Origin of the sequence: Pseudomonas sp. CCC3.1, assembly GCF_034347405.1 — a bacterium.
Classification (GTDB): domain Bacteria; phylum Pseudomonadota; class Gammaproteobacteria; order Pseudomonadales; family Pseudomonadaceae; genus Aquipseudomonas.
Genome location: NZ_CP133778.1, coordinates 793,281 through 814,016 on the forward strand (window position 1 = coordinate 793,281; position 20,736 = coordinate 814,016).

Annotated in this window: 19 protein-coding genes; 10 read left to right on the forward strand and 9 right to left on the reverse strand. The window is 56.7% G+C overall.

The features are described from left to right. Nucleotides 1-17 precede the first annotated feature (17 nt). Nucleotides 18-371 carry an MGMT family protein gene (locus RHM56_RS03600; protein WP_322238673.1) on the reverse strand — a complete coding sequence of 118 codons (354 nt, stop codon included), beginning with the start codon at nt 369-371 and terminating at the stop codon, nt 18-20. A gap of 159 nt (nt 372-530) precedes the next feature. Here RHM56_RS03600 and RHM56_RS03605 point away from each other — a divergent pair, with 159 nt between their 5' ends. Further along, nucleotides 531-1,544, forward strand: coding sequence for a DUF481 domain-containing protein (locus tag RHM56_RS03605; RefSeq protein WP_322238675.1), 1,014 nt, complete (start codon nt 531-533; stop codon nt 1,542-1,544). Between the two features lie 71 nt (nt 1,545-1,615). Here RHM56_RS03605 and RHM56_RS03610 read toward each other — a convergent pair whose 3' ends face one another. Continuing rightward, nucleotides 1,616-2,374: an SDR family oxidoreductase gene (locus RHM56_RS03610; protein ID WP_322238677.1), complete on the reverse strand. Its 759-nt coding sequence runs from the start codon at nt 2,372-2,374 to the stop codon at nt 1,616-1,618. 52 nt (nt 2,375-2,426) lie between these two features. Here RHM56_RS03610 and RHM56_RS03615 point away from each other — a divergent pair, with 52 nt between their 5' ends. From RHM56_RS03615 to groL, 4 genes are all read left to right on the forward strand, one after another. Then, nucleotides 2,427-3,158: a HugZ family protein gene (locus RHM56_RS03615; protein ID WP_322238679.1), complete on the forward strand. Its 732-nt coding sequence runs from the start codon at nt 2,427-2,429 to the stop codon at nt 3,156-3,158. Nucleotides 3,159-3,223: 65 nt separating this feature from the next. Next, nucleotides 3,224-3,697: an FxsA family protein gene (locus tag RHM56_RS03620; RefSeq protein WP_322238681.1), complete on the forward strand. Its 474-nt coding sequence runs from the start codon at nt 3,224-3,226 to the stop codon at nt 3,695-3,697. 245 nt (nt 3,698-3,942) lie between these two features. After that, nucleotides 3,943-4,236 carry a co-chaperone GroES gene (locus RHM56_RS03625; protein WP_016779794.1) on the forward strand — a complete coding sequence of 98 codons (294 nt, stop codon included), beginning with the start codon at nt 3,943-3,945 and terminating at the stop codon, nt 4,234-4,236. Between the two features lie 49 nt (nt 4,237-4,285). Beyond that, a complete protein-coding gene (gene groL, locus RHM56_RS03630) occupies nt 4,286-5,929 on the forward strand; it encodes a chaperonin GroEL (RefSeq protein ID WP_322238684.1) in 1,644 nt (547 codons plus the stop codon). Nucleotides 5,930-6,066: 137 nt separating this feature from the next. Here the strand turns inward: groL and RHM56_RS03635 are convergent, their stop codons facing one another. Then, nucleotides 6,067-8,010: an LTA synthase family protein gene (locus tag RHM56_RS03635; RefSeq protein WP_322238686.1), complete on the reverse strand. Its 1,944-nt coding sequence runs from the start codon at nt 8,008-8,010 to the stop codon at nt 6,067-6,069. A 204-nt stretch (nt 8,011-8,214) separates the two neighbouring features. Between RHM56_RS03635 and colR the strand changes: the two genes are divergently transcribed. From colR to RHM56_RS03660, 5 genes are all read left to right on the forward strand, one after another. Beyond that, a complete protein-coding gene (gene colR / locus RHM56_RS03640; protein ID WP_019409768.1) occupies nt 8,215-8,898 on the forward strand; it encodes a two-component system response regulator ColR in 684 nt (227 codons plus the stop codon). Then, on the forward strand, nt 8,888-10,168 hold the full coding sequence (locus RHM56_RS03645) for a HAMP domain-containing sensor histidine kinase (RefSeq protein WP_322238688.1): 1,281 nt from the start codon (nt 8,888-8,890) through the stop codon (nt 10,166-10,168). Before colR ends, RHM56_RS03645 begins: the two co-directional genes overlap by 11 nt. A gap of 201 nt (nt 10,169-10,369) precedes the next feature. Continuing rightward, nucleotides 10,370-11,050: a class I SAM-dependent methyltransferase gene (locus RHM56_RS03650; RefSeq protein WP_322238689.1), complete on the forward strand. Its 681-nt coding sequence runs from the start codon at nt 10,370-10,372 to the stop codon at nt 11,048-11,050. 3 nt (nt 11,051-11,053) lie between these two features. After that, nucleotides 11,054-11,770 carry a lipopolysaccharide kinase InaA family protein gene (locus tag RHM56_RS03655; protein WP_322238691.1) on the forward strand — a complete coding sequence of 239 codons (717 nt, stop codon included), beginning with the start codon at nt 11,054-11,056 and terminating at the stop codon, nt 11,768-11,770. Beyond that, the gene (locus RHM56_RS03660; protein WP_322238693.1) at nt 11,770-11,997 is read left to right on the forward strand and encodes a hypothetical protein; all 228 of its coding nucleotides are present in this window, start codon (nt 11,770-11,772) and stop codon (nt 11,995-11,997) included. Before RHM56_RS03655 ends, RHM56_RS03660 begins: the two co-directional genes overlap by 1 nt. Before the next feature lie 101 nt (nt 11,998-12,098). Here the strand turns inward: RHM56_RS03660 and RHM56_RS03665 are convergent, their stop codons facing one another. The 6 genes from RHM56_RS03665 to RHM56_RS03690 all read right to left on the reverse strand — a co-directional run bounded on the left by RHM56_RS03665 (nt 12,099) and on the right by RHM56_RS03690 (nt 20,710). Continuing rightward, nucleotides 12,099-13,196, reverse strand: coding sequence for a DUF1513 domain-containing protein (locus RHM56_RS03665; protein WP_322238696.1), 1,098 nt, complete (start codon nt 13,194-13,196; stop codon nt 12,099-12,101). 14 nt (nt 13,197-13,210) lie between these two features. After that, nucleotides 13,211-14,275, reverse strand: a complete 1,065-nt coding sequence (locus RHM56_RS03670; protein ID WP_322238698.1) for an imelysin family protein — start codon at nt 14,273-14,275, stop codon at nt 13,211-13,213. 26 nt (nt 14,276-14,301) lie between these two features. Next, nucleotides 14,302-15,714: a di-heme oxidoredictase family protein gene (locus RHM56_RS03675; RefSeq protein WP_322238700.1), complete on the reverse strand. Its 1,413-nt coding sequence runs from the start codon at nt 15,712-15,714 to the stop codon at nt 14,302-14,304. Nucleotides 15,715-16,280: 566 nt separating this feature from the next. Then, the gene (locus RHM56_RS03680; RefSeq protein WP_322238701.1) at nt 16,281-17,630 is read right to left on the reverse strand and encodes an imelysin family protein; all 1,350 of its coding nucleotides are present in this window, start codon (nt 17,628-17,630) and stop codon (nt 16,281-16,283) included. A 173-nt stretch (nt 17,631-17,803) separates the two neighbouring features. Further along, nucleotides 17,804-19,855 carry a putative bifunctional diguanylate cyclase/phosphodiesterase gene (locus RHM56_RS03685; RefSeq protein WP_322238704.1) on the reverse strand — a complete coding sequence of 684 codons (2,052 nt, stop codon included), beginning with the start codon at nt 19,853-19,855 and terminating at the stop codon, nt 17,804-17,806. Between the two features lie 258 nt (nt 19,856-20,113). Continuing rightward, nucleotides 20,114-20,710 (reverse strand): superoxide dismutase, encoded by a 597-nt coding sequence (locus RHM56_RS03690; RefSeq protein WP_322238706.1) that lies wholly within the window; start codon nt 20,708-20,710, stop codon nt 20,114-20,116. Nucleotides 20,711-20,736: the final 26 nt, after the last annotated feature.

Here is a 20,736-nt window from a genome sequence, read left to right on the forward strand (position 1 = left end):
GAAACAAAGGGCGCACTCTAACCGCAGTGCTCTATCGGGCGCCAGCCATGGCGACGCATATCCACGCGATTATTAACAATGCTTAACCCTTCACTGCGCAGACGCGCTCGCTGTTCGTCGCCGGATACACTGCCTGCGGGCAAACTGATCCGGCCGCCAGCTGCCAACACCCGATGCCACGGCAATCGGGTGTCTTCGGGAAGCTGGCTCAATGTGCGTCCGACCCAACGTGCTGCGCGCCCCAAACCCGCCAAATCAGCGAGTTGGCCGTAGGTCACAACCTTGCCTGAGGGCACCAGTATCAAGGTTGAATAAAGAGCCGTGCGGCGAATCTCGGCAGGTGTTGGCTCAGCATGGGGCGGTGTATTCATGGGCAGTGTTATGAATTCATGGCGTTGAGAGGTTAGACGTTTCTGGCAACTCTTCCGATAAATGAACTACATGATTATCAGCCGGTCTTTCTTTATCTGGGGTGTGTCCATCTGGATAATGCCAACATTCTTTCGAAAATCTGAGTTTCGCATCTGCTTATGTTGTCCAGAACCCTGTTATGCCTTGCCATCCTGAATGTGTCCACGCCTTTACTTGCCGACACGGTCTGGCTGAAGAACGGCGATCGGCTGAGCGGAAAAATCAAAGTGTTTGATGGTGGCAAGTTGCTCATTCAGACCGATTATGCGGGCGCCATTCCTATTGACTGGAAGCAAGTCAAAACCCTGGAAAGTGATCAGGAATTGTTGGTCAAACAGGATGCTTACGTCGGTGAAAAGGCCAAGTCGCTCAAACCCGCCGACGATGGGCACGTCACGCTGGCCAATGGTGATGCCCCTAAAACCGTTGAGTTGGCCAGTATCCAGCAAATCATGAAGCCCAAGCCGCTTATCGAAGACTTTTCCTGGAAAGGTAATGTTGATGTTGCGCTGGACTACAAGCGTGCGGACAAAGATACCGATGACTACGACATCGACTTCAAGACCACCGCTCGTCATGGTGCCTGGCGTCATCATGCAGAGGGTTCATATAACCGCGAGTTTCAGAATGATGTCGTCACCACTGACAACTGGAACGCCGAGTATGCGCTCGACCACTTTATTGATGACAAGTGGTATTGGCAGGGGCGTTTGAGTTACACCCGAGACAGGGTCGAAGACATTTCTCGTCAGCGCACTGTGGGTACAGGTCCGGGCTATCAGTTTTGGGATGACGAGCTGGGAGCCTTCTCGCTGGGGTCACTGCTGAACCGTACCGATTACGAATACTCGGACGGCCAGAAAAACAACTTCTACTCGTTGGCCATGAAGTGGGATTACAACCGGTATCTGGTAGGCAAAACAGTATCCATCTTTACCAATGGCGAGCTGGGTAAGCCGCTGGAAGGGGCGTCAGATTACAGCCTCGATGCTGAAATCGGCTTGCGTTATAAAGTGACCGAATGGGCATCGCTCAACCTCAAGGCCGAAAAAGACCTGATTGGCAGCGGAAGTGGTTCGGACAACGCACTCAATAAAACCCGTTACACCGCAGGGTTTGGCGTGATGTGGTAGCCATTGTCGCGGCTGCGATCCTTGCCAACGTCAAAAGATCGCAGCCTTCGGCAGTTTCCACGCGCGGGTTTTTAAATCCGCAACCCGCCGTCCAACTCCAGAATCCGCCCGCTGTAATAATCGTTTTCGAAAATGTACGCTGCCGAATGGGCGATCTCCTCAACTTTTCCCATTCGTTTGAGCGGGATGCCTGAGGTCATTTTCTCTAGCGCTTCGGGCCTCATGCCCAGCGTCATCTCGGTTTCGATAAAGCCGGGAGCAATTCCCGCCACACGAATGCCGTAGCGCGCCAGCTCTTTGGCCCAGGTCACGGTTGCCGCTGCCACGCCTGCCTTGGCGGCTGAGTAGTTGGTTTGGCCAACGTTGCCCGCCCGCGAGATCGACGAAATATTGATAATTGCGCCCTGGTTGTTCAGTTCGATCATTTTCGCTGCCACCTCGCGGGTGCACAGGAACACCCCGGTCAGGTTGACGTCGATGACGGCCTGCCATTGCGCCAGACTCATCTTGGTCATCACACCGTCCTTGACCTTTAAAAGCAGGCCGTCACGCAGGATTCCGGCATTGTTGACCAGACCATTGATCGCGCCAAAGTCTTCAGCAATTTGCCCCACGGTTTGTGTAACCTGCTCTTCGTCCGCCACGTTGCACACGTAAGCGCGAGCTTCGACACCGTGGGCCTCACAGGCGGCTACAGCCAGCTCGAGCTTTTGCGGGTTAAGGTCGACCAGTGCCAGTTTTGCGCCCTTGGCTGCGAGATACTCGGCCATTGCGCGACCTAGCCCTTGGCAGCCGCCAGTGATAATGATTACTTTGTCTTTTAGTTGCATGAGTGCCCTGATCTCGACCGTTTCGGCGGGTTTTTTATTGAGGAGTCATAAGTTGAGCGTTGAAGCTGCCAAGCATGCCCGAGAATTATTGCTCAAGGAATACCGAGGGGCGCTGTCCACGCTCTCCAAAGCGATGCCGGGGTTTCCCTTCGGCTCCGTCGTGCCCTATTGCCTGGATGAGCTGGGGCGGCCACTGATACTGATCAGCCGGATCGCTCAGCACACCCACAATCTGCGCAAAGATCCCAAGTGTTCCCTGATGGTCGGCGAGCGTGGTGCAGACGATGTGCAGGCCGTCGGGCGCCTGACCTATCTGGCCGAAGCCGAGCAACTGACAGACCCTGCTGCCATTGAAGCGGCGGCTGAACGTTACTACCGCTATTTCCCTGAATCGCAGAGCTATCACACGGCGCATGATTTCGACTTCTGGGTGCTAAACCCGGTTCGGCATCGCTATATCGGGGGCTTTGGCGCTATCCACTGGCTGGATCAAGTCACCTTGGCTAACCCTTTTGCCGGGGCGGTCGAAGTGCGCATGGTCGATCACATGAATGAGGACCACGCTAACGCCATCGCTCATTACATTGAATTGAGCGGGCTGCCCCGTACCGAACCGGCAAAAATGGTCGGGCTCGACAGCGAAGGCATGCATTTGCGCATTGGCCAGAGTCTCTATTGGTTGGGTTTTCCGGAGGCTTGTAACACTTCGACACAAGTGCGCGAGGCCTTGGTACTTCTGGCTCGTGCCTGTGAATGGCCGAAAAAAGAAACCACGCAGTCTTGAATTCAGAAAGGCGCGCCGTCATCTAAGCTGGGTTGGAAGATATTCTTCCGGAGAGGAATCATTTGATGCGCGCTTTTCTATTGCTCTTTCTGTTGTTTCCAGTGCTAGAGCTGTACGTCTTTTTCAAGGTCAGCACCGCTATCGGGTTTTTCCCTGCGTTGTTGCTGATCATTGCAGGCTCCATGCTGGGTGTCCTGGTGGTTCGCGTTGCAGGGTTGGCTACCGCCTTGAGTGCACGCGAGAGCCTTAATCGCGGCGAGCTGCCCGCTCAGCAAATGCTGCATGGCCTGATGATGGCATTGGGGGGTGGCTTGCTGGTGCTCCCCGGTTTTATCAGCGACATCGCGGGTCTGTTGTTGCTGTTCCCGCCGGTTCGCCGTTTTCTGGTCAATCGCCTGCGCAAGCGCGCAGAAGAACAGGCCATACGTCAGCGTGCGTTTGCCGATGAGTTTGAAGCAGCACGTCGACCGGGCACGCAGCAACCGTTGGGTCGTGAGCCCGATGTGATTGAAGGCGAGTTCGAACACCGCGACAAGTAAGCCTTCCTTCAAAGGCTTTGGCACGGCACCTACGGTGCCGTGTTTGTTTTTGAGCCGTACAAAAGGTAAAAAATTTCATTGGGGCGCCCTTGTAATCACTGGATGCGCCCTTATGTAACTGACACCGCAGGGTTTTGCTGGCAACAGCAGGCTCCTTTAGCGAATCACCCCCGGCATTTCCGGACTTGCAAACCCAGCCGGTATTGACACCGGCCGATGAACACCACAATTAGGAGAGATCGACAATGAAGCTTCGTCCTCTGCATGACCGCGTCGTAATCCGTCGCAGCGAAGAAGAAAAGAAAACCGCTGGCGGTATCGTTCTGCCGGGTTCGGCTGCCGAGAAAGCCAACAGCGGTGAAGTCATCGCTGTGGGTACTGGTCGCGTTCTGGATAACGGTGAAGTGCGTGCGCTGGCCGTGAAAGTGGGTGACAAGGTTGTGTTCGGCCCTTACTCCGGCAGCAACACTGTGAAAGTCGACGGCGAAGACCTGTTGGTAATGGCTGAGAACGAGATTCTCGCTGTTATCGAAGGCTGATTTCCCGCTCCTTTTCCCGCTACTACAAAGTATTTAAGGAAGAACGATCATGGCTGCTAAAGAAGTTAAATTCGGCGATTCCGCCCGTAAAAAGATGCTCGCTGGTGTAAACGTCCTGGCTGACGCAGTAAAAGCGACCCTGGGCCCTAAAGGCCGCAACGTGATCATCGAGAAGAGCTTCGGCGCTCCGACCATCACCAAAGACGGCGTTTCGGTAGCCAAAGAAATCGAGCTGAAAGACCGCTTTGAAAACATGGGCGCGCAGCTGGTTAAAGACGTTGCCTCCCGTGCCAACGATGACGCTGGTGACGGTACTACGACTGCAACCGTTCTGGCTCAGTCGATCGTCAACGAAGGCCTGAAAGCCGTCGCTGCCGGCATGAACCCGATGGACCTGAAGCGCGGCATCGACAAAGCGACCATCGCGATTGTCAAAGAACTGAAATCGCTGGCCAAGCCATGCGCTGACAGCAAAGCAATTGCTCAGGTCGGCACTATTTCTGCCAACTCCGACAGCTCCATCGGCGACATCATTGCCGAAGCCATGGAAAAAGTCGGTAAAGAAGGCGTGATCACCGTTGAAGAAGGCTCGGGCCTGGAAAACGAACTGTCTGTTGTTGAAGGCATGCAGTTTGACCGTGGTTACCTGTCCCCGTACTTCGTCAATAAGCCAGAGACCATGACCGCAGAGCTGGACGGTCCGCTGATCCTGCTGGTCGACAAAAAAATCTCCAACATCCGTGAACTGCTGCCAGTTCTGGAAGCGGTTGCCAAGGCTGGCCGTCCACTGTTGATCGTGAGCGAAGACGTTGAAGGCGAAGCCTTGGCGACTCTGGTTGTGAACAACATGCGCGGTATCGTTAAAGTCGTGGCTGTCAAAGCCCCAGGCTTTGGTGACCGTCGCAAGGCAATGCTGCAGGACATCGCTGTTCTGACTGGCGGTACCGTTATCTCCGAAGAGATCGGTCTGAGCTTGGAAAGCGCTACCCTGGAACACCTGGGTAATGCCAAACGCGTCACCGTCACCAAAGAAAACACCACCGTTATTGACGGTGCTGGCGTTGAAGCTGACATTCAGGCACGTGTTACTCAGATCCGTGCCCAAGTCGCTGATACCACTTCGGACTACGACCGTGAAAAACTGCAAGAGCGTCTGGCCAAGCTGTCTGGCGGCGTTGCAGTGATCAAGGTCGGCGCTGGTTCCGAAGTTGAAATGAAAGAGAAGAAAGCCCGCGTTGAAGACGCTCTGCACGCAACCCGTGCAGCCGTTGAAGAAGGCGTGGTACCTGGCGGTGGCGTGGCACTGGTTCGCGCTCTGCAAGCCATCGCTGAACTGAAAGGCGACAACGCTGATCAGAACGTCGGTATCGCTCTGCTGCGTCGTGCTGTTGAAGCACCTCTGCGCCAGATCGTTGCCAACTCCGGTGACGAGCCAAGCGTAGTTGTCGACAAAGTGAAGCAGGGTTCGGGTAACTACGGTTACAACGCAGCCACTGGCGAATACGGCGACATGATCGAAATGGGTATCCTTGACCCAGCTAAAGTGACTCGTTCGGCTCTGCAAGCGGCTTCGTCGATTGCCAGCCTGATGATCACCACTGAAGCGATGATCGCTGAGATCCAGGAAGACAAACCAGCTGGCGGCGGTATGCCAGACATGGGCGGCATGGGTGGTATGGGCGGCATGATGTAAGCCAGCCTTACCCCGATACGCAAAAGCCCCGCCTGAGTAATCAGGCGGGGCTTTTTTGTAGCTGTGAATTGTGTGCAAGTCACTGTAGGAGCGAGCTTGCCTCGCGATCTTTTGATCCTTAAAAGATCGCGAGCCTTTTAGTGCGACGCCACGGGCACAACCCCTGTTGGCTTCCAACTCAAGAGCTGCTGTTTGTAGCCATAGCTGGCGGCCTGATAGTAGGTAATCGCCCGCACAATCAGCGGATCGGTCGCCGGTACACGGGACTCAATACTGGCTGTCAGCGCTTCATCATGGCGACGCAAGCCTTGGCGCGGGCTCAAAATCGCCAGATCTTTACCGTCAAACAGGCCCAAATGCTGATAGTTACCGACCACCACTCGGGCTGGCAGCGCGTTTTCTTGCAGCAGGTTGCGGCCAAAGAAGGTCGATTGATAATCCAGATTCAGCAAGCCCAGCAAGGTCGGTGCAAGGTCAATCTGGCTGGCCAGTTGCCCATTCTCACGTGCTTCAATCAACTTGGGTGCGTAGATAAACAGCGGGATCTGGTAGTTGGTTATCGGCAAGTCTTCTTTGCCCGCACTGCCGGCCGTGTGGTCAGCGACGAAGATAAAGATCGTGTTATCGAACCACGGCTTTTTACGCGCATCGTTGAGGAACTGGCCGATGGCGTAGTCGGTGTACTTCACCGCACCGTCACGGCCGTTGCCTGACTTTATGTCGATTCGGTCTGCCGGGTAGGTATAAGGACGATGGTTTGAGGTGGTCATCAGTTGCAGCAAAAACGGCTTTTGCTGGGCGTAGTCAGCATCGGCCAGTTTCAGTGTTTCACGGTACAGGTCTTCGTCAGCCATGCCCCACGCGTTTTTGAAATGGATGTCGGCTTCATTGACGCTGCTTTGGTCGACCACGCGGTAGCCGTTGCCACTGAAGAAGGCGTTCATGTTGTCAAAGTAGCCGCGCCCGCCGTACACAAACACGCTGTCATACCCCACAGCATTTAGCTGTTGGCCCAAGCTGGCGAAGCCGCTTTCACGGCCGATGCGCTTGACGATAGAGCGCCCCGGCGTTGGCGGAATGGCCAGGGTGATCGCTTCCAGCCCGCGGTCGGTACGGGTACCGGTGGCGTAGAAGTTATTGAAGTACAGGCTCTCTTTACGCAACTGATCCAGGTTGGGCGTCAGGTTACGGCCGTCACCGTTGCTGCCCAAGTACTTGGCGCTGAGGCTCTCGATGGTCACCAGCACAATGTTGGGCTGGCGCGGGGTGCCGGGGTTGTCGATATTGCGACGAATATCCAGCGGGTCTTTGCCGACAAAGGTTGCGTTGGGTTCAGTCAGCTCAGCGCGCAATTGGTTGGCCACCACCGGAGTGGGCAGGCTGGTATAAAACTGCTGGTAGTCCAGTTCGTTATTGCGGAACGCGGCGAAAAACTGATACGGGCCATTGCTTGCCAGTTCATGTTGATAGGCGTTGCCGCCTTGGCCTCGTGGGCTATCCTGATTGAGTAATTGCAGGCTCAGCCCCGCGACCAGCAACAGGCCAGCCACCGTAGCAAGGCGCCCGGTAATGTTTGGGAGCGGGGAGTTGATGGCTGCATTGAACGGTTTGCGCAAGGCAACACTCAAAGCAATCGCCACCACAGCGATAGCACTCAGCAGCAAACCGATCGGGTAGGACTCCATGACGTTGTTCAGTACTTCGTCGGAGTAAACCAGGTAGTCCACTGCTATAAAGTTGAAGCGAACGCCGAACTCATCCCAGAACAACCATTCGGCCACGGCGGTGAATAGCATGGCGAACACGCTGACGGTCAGCAGGCCTTGCAGGAACCAGCGATGTCCACGGCGACGCCACAGAGCAGGCGGGCACAGCAACAGATACAGACCCAAGGGCACGGCCGCGTAGGTCAAAAAACCGAGGTCGTAGAGCAAGCCGATGCCAAACACGGGCAGCCAATGGTTGCCAGCTTCTCCTAGGTGGGTGATTAGCAGCACGCCTCGAGTGATCAGAAAGGTCGCCAGCCAACAGCCAGTCAACAGAAGCAGGTAGCGCATTGGCGCGGTGTGTAGCAAACGCATGAGTGTCTTTCCTTAAACCCGGAGGGGGCGCGAGTGTGCGCACGTCACTGTATGCAGTTTGTGAACCGTTAGTGAAAGAATTGTTAATTTTGTTTGGCTGTTAACTAAATTGTGTAAAGGCCCTGCGGAGCTAGCTCTCAGCGGTTCTTGGCCTTAAGCTGCGCGGGCCAAGACGGCCGTTATTGCGTACGGAGAAAAGTGCCCATGCGAATTTTATTGGTTGAAGACAATCGCGATATCCTCGCCAATCTGGCGGACTACCTGGGGCTTAAAGGCTATACCGTTGACTGCGCGCAGGACGGCTTGTCAGGGTTGCACCTGGCGGCCACCGAACATTACGACTTGATCGTGCTCGACATCATGCTGCCCGGTATCGACGGCTACACCTTGTGCAAACGCCTGCGTGAAGACGCGCGTCGCGATACCCCGGTCATCATGCTGACCGCCCGCGACCAACTGGATGATCGTCTGCAAGGCTTCAAGTCCGGTGCCGATGATTACCTGCTCAAACCGTTTGCCCTGTCGGAGCTGGCGGCGCGCATTGAAGCGGTGCTGCGCCGCGCTCAAGGCGGTGGTCGTCGTGAGTTGCAGGTCGGCGACTTGCGCTACGACCTCGACACCCTCGAAGTGACCCGCGAAGGGCGCCTGCTCAAACTCAACCCGGTCGGGCTCAAGTTGCTGGCCGTGCTGATGCAAAAAAGCCCGCATGTGTTACGCCGTGAAGTGCTGGAAGAAGCCCTGTGGGGCGACGACTGTCCGGACAGCGACAGCCTGCGCAGCCACGTTCACCAGTTGCGTCAGGTGATCGACAAACCGTTCGACAAACCTTTATTGCAAACCGTGCATGGTGTGGGCTATCGCCTCGCCGAGAGTCGTGATGGAGTTTAAGCAAAGCCTTGCCCAGCGGATCATCATCGCCTTTGCACTGATGAGTGCGCTGGTGGCGGGAACGTTTGCGATGGGCATTGTTGCCACCGTGCACCTGGTCGAAGAAAAACTCATTTCAGCGGGCCTGGGGGGCGATCTGCAACGCCTGCTGCTGATGGATAACGTCAGCGACTGGAACCATCGTCCCGAGCCGGATCAACTGTTTTACTACAGCGGCGGCCGTGGCGACTTTGCCTTGCCCAAGGACCTGCGCCATCTGGAACCGGGTTTCCATGAAGTGTTCCGCGACCAGTTGTCGTACCACGCGATGGTCGAAGTGGTCGATGGGCGCCGCTACGTATTGCTGCAAGACCAAAGCGATTTTGAAGAGCGCGAACGCGTGTTGTTTGCCGTGGTGCTGGTTGGCTTCGTGCTGGCGCTGGCGCTGGCCGTGTTCCTGGGCTGGGTGCTTGCGCGCCGAGTGATGGCACCCGTGGTGCGACTGGCACGTCAGGTGCGGCATCGCGATCAGTTGTTGGGATTGGCGCCGCCCTTGGCGCCGGACTATGCAGCTGACGAGGTCGGTGAATTGGCGGTTGCCTTCGACGCCACGCTAGGCCGCCTGCGTGACACGTTGACCCGCGAGCGGTTGTTCACCAGTGATGTGAGTCACGAGTTGCGTACCCCCTTGATGGTATTGGCCAGCTCTTGCGAGTTGCTGCTGGAAAGCCCATCGCTGGATCAGCGCAGCCGCTCACAAGTGGAACGTATTTCCCGGGCCTGTGAAGAAATGCGTGAACTGGTGCAGACCTTTCTCATGCTGGCTCGCGCGCAGCATGAAGATGCCAACATGTCGCCCACTGTCACCCTCACCACTGTGGCTGAGGGATTGATCAGCTTGTGGCGCGGCCCTATTGAAGCGAAAGGCCTGACACTGATTTACGATCCGGGTAACCCGCTCGACACCCGTTACAACGCGACTTTTCTGCATGCGGTCATGGGCAACCTGCTGCGCAATGCCCTGCACTACACCGACACCGGCTTTATTCGCCTGAGCCTGGAGCCAACCGGGTTTGTGGTCGAAGACAGCGGCGTCGGGATCCCCGAAGAAAAGCGCCAGGCCATGTTTCAGCCCTTTGTTCGCGGCAGTGAAAAACGCGGCGAGGGGCTCGGCCTTGGGTTGTCACTGGTGCAGCGGATCTGTGACAGCCAGGGCTGGCGTGTGACGCTGACCACCATGGAGCCCAACGGTTGCCGCTTCCATGTCGAGTTGAACCCCGCCGAACTCTGAATAATCCTTTCGTGACCCACGTCCTGTGGGTCGCTCTACCTGCAATTGTTTAGTAGGCTGGATGGCCCTAAGCCAGTATCTTGTGCCTGTAAAACCCTGCAATGTTTATGGACTCAATGGTACAAAATTTTCACCTGATGATGACCTGATGCGGACGTCCTCCTGTTTAAGGTGGCGCTTAATTGCTTCAGGAGACGCATCATGAGCACCACCATCAAACTTAAATTTTCTGAAAAGTATGACCAGCAGCACGCGACCGAATACTTGCTTAAACACCAGGACGGGCTTGCGCGACGCCTTTCGCATAAACGAGATGTGCAATTGGCGCGTAAAGCCTTGGCACGGGTCGGCGAACCTGGCCTGGTTTTAGATCTACCCTGCGGGGCGGGGCGTTTTTGGCCGCTGTTGGCTGAAAATCCAAACCGGGAAATCATCGGTGCAGACAATTCGGCGTCCATGCTTGAAGTGGCGTCGATCGCGCAGCCGGCTGATGTGGTTAAACGGGTACGGTGTTTGCAAACATCTGCATTTGATATAGACCTTGCGGACAACGCCGTAGACAGCATTTTTTGCATGCGCCTGCTGCATCACATTGGCGATGCAAGCCACCGAATGGCTCTATTAAAGGAGTTTCATCGGGTCAGTCGAGACAGCGTGATTGTTTCATTGTGGGTGGATGGCAACGTTAAAGCCTGGAAACGCAAGCGACTTGAGAGCCAGCGGGCTGCGGATGCCGGGTTTGATGGTTACCAAAATCGCTTTGTGTTACCGGCGGCTACCGTTGAAGCCGAGTTTAAAAAGGCTGGTTTTACAGTTCAGGAGCATCTGGATTTTCTCCCGCTCTATTCGATGTGGCGGGTTTACATATTACGTAAGAGGTAATGCATGGCCGTTGATTCTGTGTCGCCACACCACGCTGCAACTGAAGACCGTTTCGATTTCTACTGGCAGCAACAAGGCGAGTGGGTTGAGGAGCCAAATCAGCGTCGCGGTGGTGAGAGTGGCGTACAACGCATCTACGATGCCAAAGGCCGCTCGCTGTATGCCAAACGTCAGGTCGAACACACCTATCGCAGTTGGCGCTACCCGCTGGGTCGCCCAACGGTATTGCGCGAGCGGGATGCACTGCTCGCGATGAACCGTTTGTCGGTGGGCGTACCTGAACTGGTGTATTGCGGGGCTCAGCAAGGGGCGGATAAACAATGGCGTGCACTGTTAGTGACCGCCGCGCTGGAACGTTTTATTGAAATAGACACTTGGTACGCTGCCGGTGAGCGTGAAGTGCAGGGTGAGGCGATTCACGACCGCGTGCTTGAAACCATTGCCACCACATTGGCACGCATGCACCTGGGGCGTTGGCAGCATGGTTGTCTGTACGCCAAGCATGTGTTCGTTCGAGTAACAGGCGAGGGTGACAGTGCGCAGGTCGATGTGGCCCTGCTGGACTTTGAAAAAAGCCGGCAACGGCTGACGGCCCACAAGGCCGCCTCGCATGACCTGAAACAGCTACGCCGCCACTCGTCGTGGAACACCGACGACTGGACCAAACTGAACTACTTTTATGAAAAGGTGTTTGGCAGCGCCATCAAAGGGTTACGGTGATGAAGCGAGAAGTAGCACGAAGTTTGTTTTTGCTGGGGTCTCTGGTCGTTGCCTCCGTGGCAATGGCTGCCTGGCAACCGCCAGTGACACAAGTGCTGAGTGCAGCGAACACGGGTGCGCATTGCCCGATTCCACGTGTGGCTAAAGTTGTCGCAGACGCAAAACCCGACCACGAACTGCTGCTGTTCATGTTCGGAATGGCGCAAGGCATGAAGCCTCAGGGTTGACTACTTGGCTGTTCGACAAAGAAGCGAGCTAGCCTCGCGAACTTTTGTTTTTTAAAAGATCGCGAGGCTAGCTCGTTGTTGCAGCAGGTAACAGGCAGGCTTTACATCACATGCAAGTGGTTGTCCCAAAGCCCCGAGGGTAAATCCAGGGGTTTGGCCGTCAACTCACGCTGACGGCAATCGTAGAACCGGCAACGGCCTTGGCCGGACGTCACCACAAACCCGTCTTTCACTGCGCCCACGCCCGCGCAGTCCGGCAAGGGTGCGTCCAGGCGCACCGCACCGCTGTCCAGATCCCACACAAAAAACCGGTTACCCCGTGGCGCCGTCAAGGCAACCAGCCGCAGCTCGCTGTGTACCGCCACACTGGCCGTGTAATGGCCCATGGCACGCAGTTGCTGTTCGGCCACCGGAAACGGTTCAAATGGCTGGCCTGGACGCTTGATCGCCAGTAACTCGGACAACTCATGGGCGTCGCCCATAAATTGCTGACAAGCAACGATGGTGCCGTCGCTGGCAATCCCGAGGTGACGCACGCTGTTCATCTGCTGGTTCAGTGTTTCTTTGCTCAGCAACGCGCCATCACGCTGCATCAGCACCAGACTGGGCTCCATCGCGTTTAGGTTCATTTCAACCCGGCTTTCGGCCTCGGTGCGAATGCCGCCGTTGGCCACCACCAGCGTTTCGCCATCAGGCATCCACGACACTTGATGCGGGCCCACTCCATGAGTGGGGATTTCACCCTTGTGAATCAGGCGTTCGCCTTCAAAGCGGTAAACCCCCAGCAAGCCACGCCCCGGATCGGTGGTGTCATTCTCGGTGGTGTACAACCATTCGCCGTCTTTATGAATCACCGCATGACCATAAAAATGCCGATTGGGTAACGATGTCAGGGTTTGCAGCAGTTGCCCGTCCTTGAGGCTGATCAGGTAACTTTCCGTGCCGGGACGTCGTGCCACAAACAGCGCGATAGGCAGCGTTGGGTGGTTGATGATGTCGTGGCAGCGCTGGCCGACCTGCGTACTGAACACCTGGGTGCCATCCAGTCGATAGCCCACGGCAAAGTGGTTGCCGTCCACATCGTCTCGGGCACTGAGCAGCAGCGGGCTCTGGCCTTTAGATTTAAACAGCGACCAACCGCCCAGCGTCACGGCGCTCAGCAATAAACCACCGAGCTTGAGAGCTTGCCTGCGCATCATCGAACCATCCTTCATTAATCGCCGTCGTTGGCGTTAAAGCCCAGTTGAATGCCCAGCGCCTTGGCCAGTTCGCCTTCGTGCAGACGGTGAACCACGTTAAGGCTGTCGTAGATGGCATCCAGTTGTGCGCGGCCAGCGTCGTCAGCCAACAGCTCATTGAGCGTGCGCGAGTTGTCGTTGAACAATTTGAGCGAGGCGGCGTACGCGGCATCGATCTTGTCAGCCAGCGGCTTTTGCTCGGCGGGCAACAGGCTACGCAAGCCTTTGTTATCGACCCCGACCCATACGGTCTGAGCGGCCGCAAGACTGGCGGCCAGGCTTTGCAGCGAGCCCTGACTGCGCCACGCGTCAGCCTGGAAGGGCTGTGGAATGCCCTTGCTCTGACGGCCCATTGGCGTGCCGAGCTTCTTCTTCAAGGTGTCGAGTGCGGTCACTTGTACGCGCAGCAGGTCTGCGATGGCTTCGTGAGAGTCGGCATAACGCTGGTTCGGGAACTTGGTCATCTGCGCCAGCATGCCGTCAGTGCTGTTCCAGCTCGCCAGGATTTCTTCGGCCAGCTGTTTTTGACGTTCGCCGATGGCGGTCAGCAGAGGGCAATAACGGGCTTTTTGTGCTGTATCAGCCAGGTCGATATGGCTGTCGAACAGAATGTATTCGTAAGCCGACAGGCCTTGCACCACAACGCTGGATTTGGCCAGAGCAGCGGCATCGATCTGCGGCTGGGCCACGACCAGTTGCTCAACCTGACGTCCGACCAGGTTCTTTTTGTCTGGCCAGAACTGCACCTGCCACGAGCGATTGCCTTCGGCCAATGGGCCAATCAGCAAAGGCTGCAATTCGGCCCAGGCCTTTTGCGCGTGCAAGAAGTCGGCGCGAGCGGTGTCGAGCGATTCTTTGCCTTCGCAGTACGCGAGGGCGCTGACCGCCAACTGGCGATCAGCTTCAACCCAGCGGCTGTAAGTCGGCAGGATCACTTGTTTAGCGATAGCGGCCGAGGTGACGGCTTGCGGGTCTTGTGGCGAGCAGGCAGCCAAGGCAATGGCGGCAAGGCTGGTGAACAGAAGCTTGGGTCGAAACATGTCGGGGTCCCCGATCTTATAAGGCGTTAAAGAGAGTTCAGGAACGCCAGCAACGCAGCGCGCTGCTCGGCATTAAAGTGTAAAACCTGCTGCTTGGCCGGCTCGGCCTCACCGCCATGCCACAGCACGGCTTCGAGCAGGTTGCGTGCACGACCATCGTGCAGAAACTGGGTATGGCCACTCACCGCCTGAGTCAAACCGATGCCCCACAGTGGCGGTGTGCGCCAATCGCTGCCTGATGCGGCGAATTCGGTACGGTTATCGGCAAGCCCCGGGCCCATGTCGTGTAACAGCAGATCGCTGTAGGGGTAAATGACCTGATTGGCAAGCTCAGGCTCAGCCGCATTGGCTGAGGTGGTGAACTTCGGCGTATGACACGACACGCAACCGGCCTGATAGAACAGATTTTTACCGGCCAGCACCTGCGGCGAACCGACATCACGGCGAGCGGGCACAGCGAGGTTACGGGTGTAGAACTCGACGAGGCGCAGAATGTTGTCACTGACCTCGGGTTCGCCATCCGGACCATTGCCGTTGGGCGCTGCCAGGCAGTCGGTTTGTGCGGGGGTGCAATCATCAAACGGCCTCAGGCGAGTTGTGAGCCCCATATCACCAGAAAAGGCGTGAACATTTTGTTGATTGAGGTTCGGTTGGCCCGCTTTCCAGCCAAATCGGCCTAAAACAGTCTTTTGCTGAGCGTCATCCCACACCTGATTCGGGCGTCCGTTGATGCCGCCGCCCTTGTTGGCATTCTTCAGAATCGCTTCGTCGGGGATGGCTTCAAGCAACCCCAGCCCAATCATCGGCGGCGCAATGCGTGCCGAGAAACGGGTGTCGGGGTGCATCGGGCCATAGCCCAATTGCGTGATCTGGAGTACGGGTTTGCGCAGTTCGACTTCGGTACCGTCTTTGAAACGTACTGACACCGGTTCGTAGTCGACCCGAACCTTGCCTTCTGGCGCAACGCCGGGTACCGCCATGTCTTGCAGTTGGCCGCCGTAAACAGGCTCCGGGACGACCCCGGTTTGCTCGATCAACTTGGCGTAAGTGGGCTCGTTGGGAATCGACAGACGCACCAGCATAGACACCGAGTTCTTGGCGCTGGGCGTCGGCGGATGGCCGCGACCGTCCTTGATATGGCAGTTCTGGCAGGCGTTGGTATTAAACAACGGCCCCAGGCCATCACGCGCCGTGGTAGTAGAAGGTGCAATCACCCACGGGCTGCGAAAAAAACTGTTACCCACACTGAAATCCAGACGCCGGGTGGGCGACAGATTGGCGGAGGGCATTGAAAAGGCATTTTGATCCGTTTTACGCACCGTCGTAGCTCCGCCAGAGCGGGCTTCGCCGGGCTCGGGTTGAGTAAAGCGCGGCGCGTCATCACAGCCAGCAAGGCCTAAGGCCAGCAGCAAGGACAGGCGCAGAGGCAGCGAGGGCATCAAACGTCCAGATCAGTCAGCAAAATCGAGGGCGAAAGTTTATCAGGGAAGGTGAATTGAAATAAGAGGAATTAGCGTTTGGTATCACGCACAATAATTTTCCCTCCGTGTAGGAGAGAGCTTGCTCGCGATCTTTTGATCTTGATCTACCCGCCCCTTCGGGAGGCCGAGTGGAGGTTCTGCGCAGTGGGTGTTCCGGCATGGATGCCGGAAGAGCCGCGATGGGCCATGGATGGCCCGTGGCGGCGTGCCCACGGAGCGGGATCGGAACGAGGGAACCTGAGCGCAGCGAGGGCCGTACGCTGGGGCAAGGCCTTTTTGGGTACTTTTGTGGCTGTTTGACAAAAGTGCCTCGCTGTAAGAGCGAAACCCGTAAAGCGCCGTTGCGCAGGCAATGGATATGTACACCGACAGATCAACGATCAAAAGATCGCGAGCAAGCTCGCTCCTACAGGGTATTTGTTCGGCTGAAGAGACTCGGCCCCCTTAGGCCGCAGCTACAGACAGCCCACAAAAAAAGGCGACCCGAAGGTCGCCTTTTGCGTCACTCACTCAAACAGCGCCCATTAAAACTCGTGATCGGCGTTGTCCGGGTTCAGGTCGCTGATGCCCAGCTTGCCAGCCGCTTGTTCGATAGCGCCGGTCTGCTTGACCAGTGCCGCGATGGCGTCACGTACCACTTGGTTGCCCGCTTCGTTACCGGCAGCGATCAACTGGTCGTAGTGCTCACCCTTGTTGGCGAGGTCAACCATGACCTGGATCTTGGCTTCGGTGTCGGCCAGGTCGGATTTCAGCGTGGTGTCAGTGGCCGGGTCTACAACGACGACCAAGGATGACAGGCTTGGGCCGGTCATTTTGGTGCCATCAGCGCGTACGTATTCACCCAGGTACACGTTGCGAATGCCTTTGGCATCGTAGAAGTGCGAGTTGTGGGTGTTGTCGCTGAAGCAGTCTTGCTCGTCTTCAGGGGAGTTGGCTTCCAGCGACACTTTCATGCGCTCGCCTGCCAGTTCGCCCAACGACAGACTGCCCATACCGAAGAACATTTTGCGCAGACCGTTCTGTACAGGTTCGGCTTCCAGCGTGGCGCGGTAGTTTTCCGGGTCATTCGGGGCCCAGTTACCGACCATTTCGTCGAGGTCGTTGACCAGCAGTTGGGTCACGGCTTTGAGGTAGGCACGGCGGCGGTCGTTGTGGCCGCCTGTGGCGCCTTCACCTTCCAGGTAGTCAGAAGCAGGGCGGTTGCCCGCGCCTGGGCCGGTGCCGTTCAGGTCCTGGCCCCACAGCAGGAACTCAATGGCGTGGTAGCCGGTAGCCACGTTGGCTTCGGAACCGCCCAACTCATTCAGGCTGGCCAGGGTTTCCGGGGTGATTTCGGTCACGTCGACTTTGTCTTCGCCGACCTGGATCTGGGTGTTGGCGATGATGTTGGCGTTGGCACCCGGGTTGCCCAGTGCGCCGGCATAGTTGGCGTCAACGTAGTCGATCAGGCCTTCGTCCAGCGGCCAGGCGTTCACTTGGCCTTCCCAGTCATCAATGATCGTGTTGCCGAAACGGAACACTTCACTTTGCAGGTAAGGCACGCGCGCCTCAACCCAGGCCGCGCGGGCGGCTTTCAGGGTGTCGTCGTTTGGCTTGGCGAGGAACGCGTCGATCGCGGTTTGCAGTTTTTTCGCAGTGGATTCGGCGTCGCTGTACACGGCGTGGACCATGTCGGCGTAATGCGCGACAACGGCCTTGGCGGCTGCTTCGTCGACTTGGGCTGCCGTGACGTCAGTGGCTGGCGTGGCAGGCGTGGTCGCTGCTGCTGGCGTAGGGGCTGCTGCGGCTGTTTTTTCTTTGTCTTTGTCGCCACAACCGGCGAGTGAAATAGCAATGGCCAGCAGACTGGCGGTGGCCAGGGGCATACGAATCATGGCGAAAATCCTGCTTCGAGAGGTGGGACAAGCATGCGACGGCACGCAAAACGTGCGACATGATGCGAAAGATTTGCATTTTGTGTAAAGGGTTACTGTTGTAAATATTTCCTATTTACTTCGCAGCGACGCCATGTCTTTCGCGGCGCGTCTAAAAATAATGAAATATAAAATTACACATTAAGTGCGTTGTTGCGTTGCGCCTGTTTCAAATAAGCGCTCAATTCCCTTGTGCCAAGGGGCTTGCTGTACAGGTAACCCTGGCCTTCATGGCAGCCTTCGCTGATCACATAGGCTTCTTGTTCGAGAGTTTCCACCCCTTCGGCAATCACCTGCATGCCCAGGCTTTTGCCGAGCTGAATGATGGCGCGCACGATGGTGGCATCGTCGTCATCGTCAATCAGGTCTTGCACAAAGCTCTTGTCGATCTTGATTTTGTCCAGCGGCAAGCTTTTGAGATAGCTGAGCGATGAATAACCCGTGCCGAAGTCATCAATGGCGATCAGTGCGCCGGAGCGGCGCAGGCTCAGCAAATGCTGGGCGGCGGTGCTGATGTCTTCCATCAGGCTGGTCTCGGTCACTTCCAGCTCCAGGCTGCCTGGCGGCAAGCGATACACCTGCAGCAGGTTATTCACCACCCGAGGCAATTCCGCGTGGTGTAACTGCACCGTGGACAAGTTGACGGCCATGCGCAGTTCAGTGAAACCCTGGTCGTGCCAGTCGCGCAGTTGATTGCAGGCCTGATCCAGTACCCATTCGCCCAGGGCAATAATGGAGTCGTTTTTCTCGGCCAGCGGGATAAACAGATCCGGGGGGATCATGCCGTGTTCAGGGTGCTGCCAGCGCAACAGCGCTTCGACCCCGACCACACGATGGTCGCTGTAACGGATCTGCGGTTGATACACGAGGTACAGTTGATTGCCGAGCAAGGCATCGCGAAGGTCTTTTTCCAGCTCGCGTCGGCGGCGCATTTCGCGGTCCACGCTGGCGATGTAAAACTGATAGCGACTGCGCGAACGGGTTTTGGCCAAGGTCATGGTTTGCTCGGCTTTTTGCAGCAACTGCTCGGAGGTGTCGCCATCTTCCGGAAACAGCGTGATGCCGATGGTGGCGCGCAAGCGGATGTTTTGCTGATCCACGCTGAATACTGTTTCAAGGTCATCAAGAATGCTTTGCGCCAGTTCGGCAGCTTCGTAAGGCTGCTCGATATGCGCCTGCACCAGCGCGAACTGATCGCCGCCCAAACGCGCCAACGCCCCCAAGCTGCCGCTGTGAGCACGGATCCGGTCGGTCAGGGCCTGCAACAACTGGTCGCCCGTTTGATAACCAAATTGCTCGTTGATGCCTTTGAAGTCATCCAGCCCCACACACAACACGGCCACGCGGCGTTGTGAGCGGCCAGCATCAATCAGGATTTTGCCGAGCTGGGTTTGCAATTGCTGACGATTGGGCAGTCCGGTCAAAAAATCGTACTGGGCCATGCGCAGCAAAGAGTTCTCGGCTTCGTGGCGCAAGTGGGTATTGCGCTCAATCGAGGCCAGCAGTTGGTTGGCGGTGTTGACCCAAACCCCCAGCTCGTTTTTTTCATGGCCCTTGAGCTGCGGGATCAAATGCTCGCTGGGGTGATCCGGGTTGATGCTGGTCAGGTGCTGGATCATTTTTGACAAGGGCTTGGTCAGCAGCCAGTGATAAATCAGATACAGCACGAGGCTCATCAGCAGGGCCCGCAACATGCCCGAGAGCAGCAAGGCCCCGGCGTTGGTCAGAAAGCTCTTGCCGTAGGTGGCGGTGTCGAGGGTAATGCTCAGGTCGCCGTAATACTCGTTGTACGGCCCGCTGCCCGTCAGTGCGGCGCTGAAGGTGCGCTCCTTGCCTAGAATGAGGTCGGTCAGCCAGCGGCTGGACGTCTCTTGCAATCCCCTGGATTTTTCAGCGAGCACCGGCTCATTGGGGTGACCGATAGACGCGTGACGTATGGCCTTGTCCTGAAACAGCCCCTCAATCACCTGCATCGCCATTTCGCTGTCCAGGCTGTACAGCGCCTGAGTGGAGGGGTCGCGAAACATGTTGAGGATACGGTCGGCATCTTCCGTTACGGATTGCCGTGTGATGTAGGCATCGAACACAATTTGCGCGCAACCGAGTATGCCTCCCACGACCAATGCTGATAGCAGCACGATCCGGAGTAACTTGATCGACAAGCTGTTTTTGAGTTCCAGCTTCAAAGGGCTATTCCTTGTTTCCTGCCGAGACGCCTGTGGTCATGGGGGCCGGGTAATCATTGCACCTTTTCAGGGCTGCTATCAGGGGACTTGATCATTGGCTACTGTGTCGGTTCATGGGTTTGTGAACTTGAGCCATTGAATGAAAAAAACCTGTGTGCTGATCTTAGCTGGCGCTGATGCGCAAGAGCGGTCCGGCGCTACTTTTGATTCAGCCAAAAAAAACCCGGCAGCGCCGGGTTTTTTTACCTGAAGTCAGATTCAGGCAGTGAAAGCTTTGCCTTCGAACTGCTCGGCAACGAACTTCCAGTTAACGATGTTCCAGAACGCCTCAACATACTTCGGACGTACGTTGCGGTAGTCGATGTAGTAAGCGTGTTCCCAAACGTCGCAGGTCAGCAGCGGGGTGTCGCCGCTGGTCAGCGGGTTGCCGGCGCCGATGGTGCTGGCCAGCGCCAGGGAACCGTCAGCTTTCTTCACCAGCCAGCCCCAGCCGGAGCCGAAGGTGCCGATAGAGGTTTTGCTGAATTCTTCTTTGAACTTGTCGAACGAACCGAACGCAGCGTTGATGGCCTCAGCCAGAGCGCCAGTAGGCTCGCCGCCGCCGTTTGGCGACAGGCAGTTCCAGTAGAACGTGTGGTTCCACACTTGAGCGGCGTTGTTGAAGATACCGCCCGAAGAGGTCTTGACGATCTCTTCCAGGGTTTTGCCTTCGAACTCGGTGCCTGGCACCAGGTTGTTCAGGTTCACGACGTAGGTGTTGTGGTGCTTGTCGTGGTGAAACTCCAGGGTTTCTTTGGAGATGTGCGGCTGCAAGGCATCGTGTGCGTACGGCAGCGGCGGCAATTCGAAAGCCATGATGATTCTCCTAATCAGGTCAGTTG

Coding starts and splice junctions, on each gene's coding strand:
- RHM56_RS03600 (WP_322238673.1), bottom strand. CDS start 371: ATGAATACACCGCCCCATGCTGAGCCAACACCTGCCGAGATTCGCCGC.
- RHM56_RS03605 (WP_322238675.1), top strand. CDS start 531: ATGTTGTCCAGAACCCTGTTATGCCTTGCCATCCTGAATGTGTCCACG.
- RHM56_RS03610 (WP_322238677.1), bottom strand. CDS start 2,374: ATGCAACTAAAAGACAAAGTAATCATTATCACTGGCGGCTGCCAAGGG.
- RHM56_RS03620 (WP_322238681.1), top strand. CDS start 3,224: ATGCGCGCTTTTCTATTGCTCTTTCTGTTGTTTCCAGTGCTAGAGCTG.
- RHM56_RS03625 (WP_016779794.1), top strand. CDS start 3,943: ATGAAGCTTCGTCCTCTGCATGACCGCGTCGTAATCCGTCGCAGCGAA.
- groL (WP_322238684.1), top strand. CDS start 4,286: ATGGCTGCTAAAGAAGTTAAATTCGGCGATTCCGCCCGTAAAAAGATG.
- RHM56_RS03635 (WP_322238686.1), bottom strand. CDS start 8,010: ATGCGTTTGCTACACACCGCGCCAATGCGCTACCTGCTTCTGTTGACT.
- colR (WP_019409768.1), top strand. CDS start 8,215: ATGCGAATTTTATTGGTTGAAGACAATCGCGATATCCTCGCCAATCTG.
- RHM56_RS03645 (WP_322238688.1), top strand. CDS start 8,888: ATGGAGTTTAAGCAAAGCCTTGCCCAGCGGATCATCATCGCCTTTGCA.
- RHM56_RS03650 (WP_322238689.1), top strand. CDS start 10,370: ATGAGCACCACCATCAAACTTAAATTTTCTGAAAAGTATGACCAGCAG.
- RHM56_RS03655 (WP_322238691.1), top strand. CDS start 11,054: ATGGCCGTTGATTCTGTGTCGCCACACCACGCTGCAACTGAAGACCGT.
- RHM56_RS03660 (WP_322238693.1), top strand. CDS start 11,770: ATGAAGCGAGAAGTAGCACGAAGTTTGTTTTTGCTGGGGTCTCTGGTC.
- RHM56_RS03665 (WP_322238696.1), bottom strand. CDS start 13,196: ATGATGCGCAGGCAAGCTCTCAAGCTCGGTGGTTTATTGCTGAGCGCC.
- RHM56_RS03670 (WP_322238698.1), bottom strand. CDS start 14,275: ATGTTTCGACCCAAGCTTCTGTTCACCAGCCTTGCCGCCATTGCCTTG.
- RHM56_RS03675 (WP_322238700.1), bottom strand. CDS start 15,714: ATGCCCTCGCTGCCTCTGCGCCTGTCCTTGCTGCTGGCCTTAGGCCTT.
- RHM56_RS03680 (WP_322238701.1), bottom strand. CDS start 17,630: ATGATTCGTATGCCCCTGGCCACCGCCAGTCTGCTGGCCATTGCTATT.
- RHM56_RS03690 (WP_322238706.1), bottom strand. CDS start 20,710: ATGGCTTTCGAATTGCCGCCGCTGCCGTACGCACACGATGCCTTGCAG.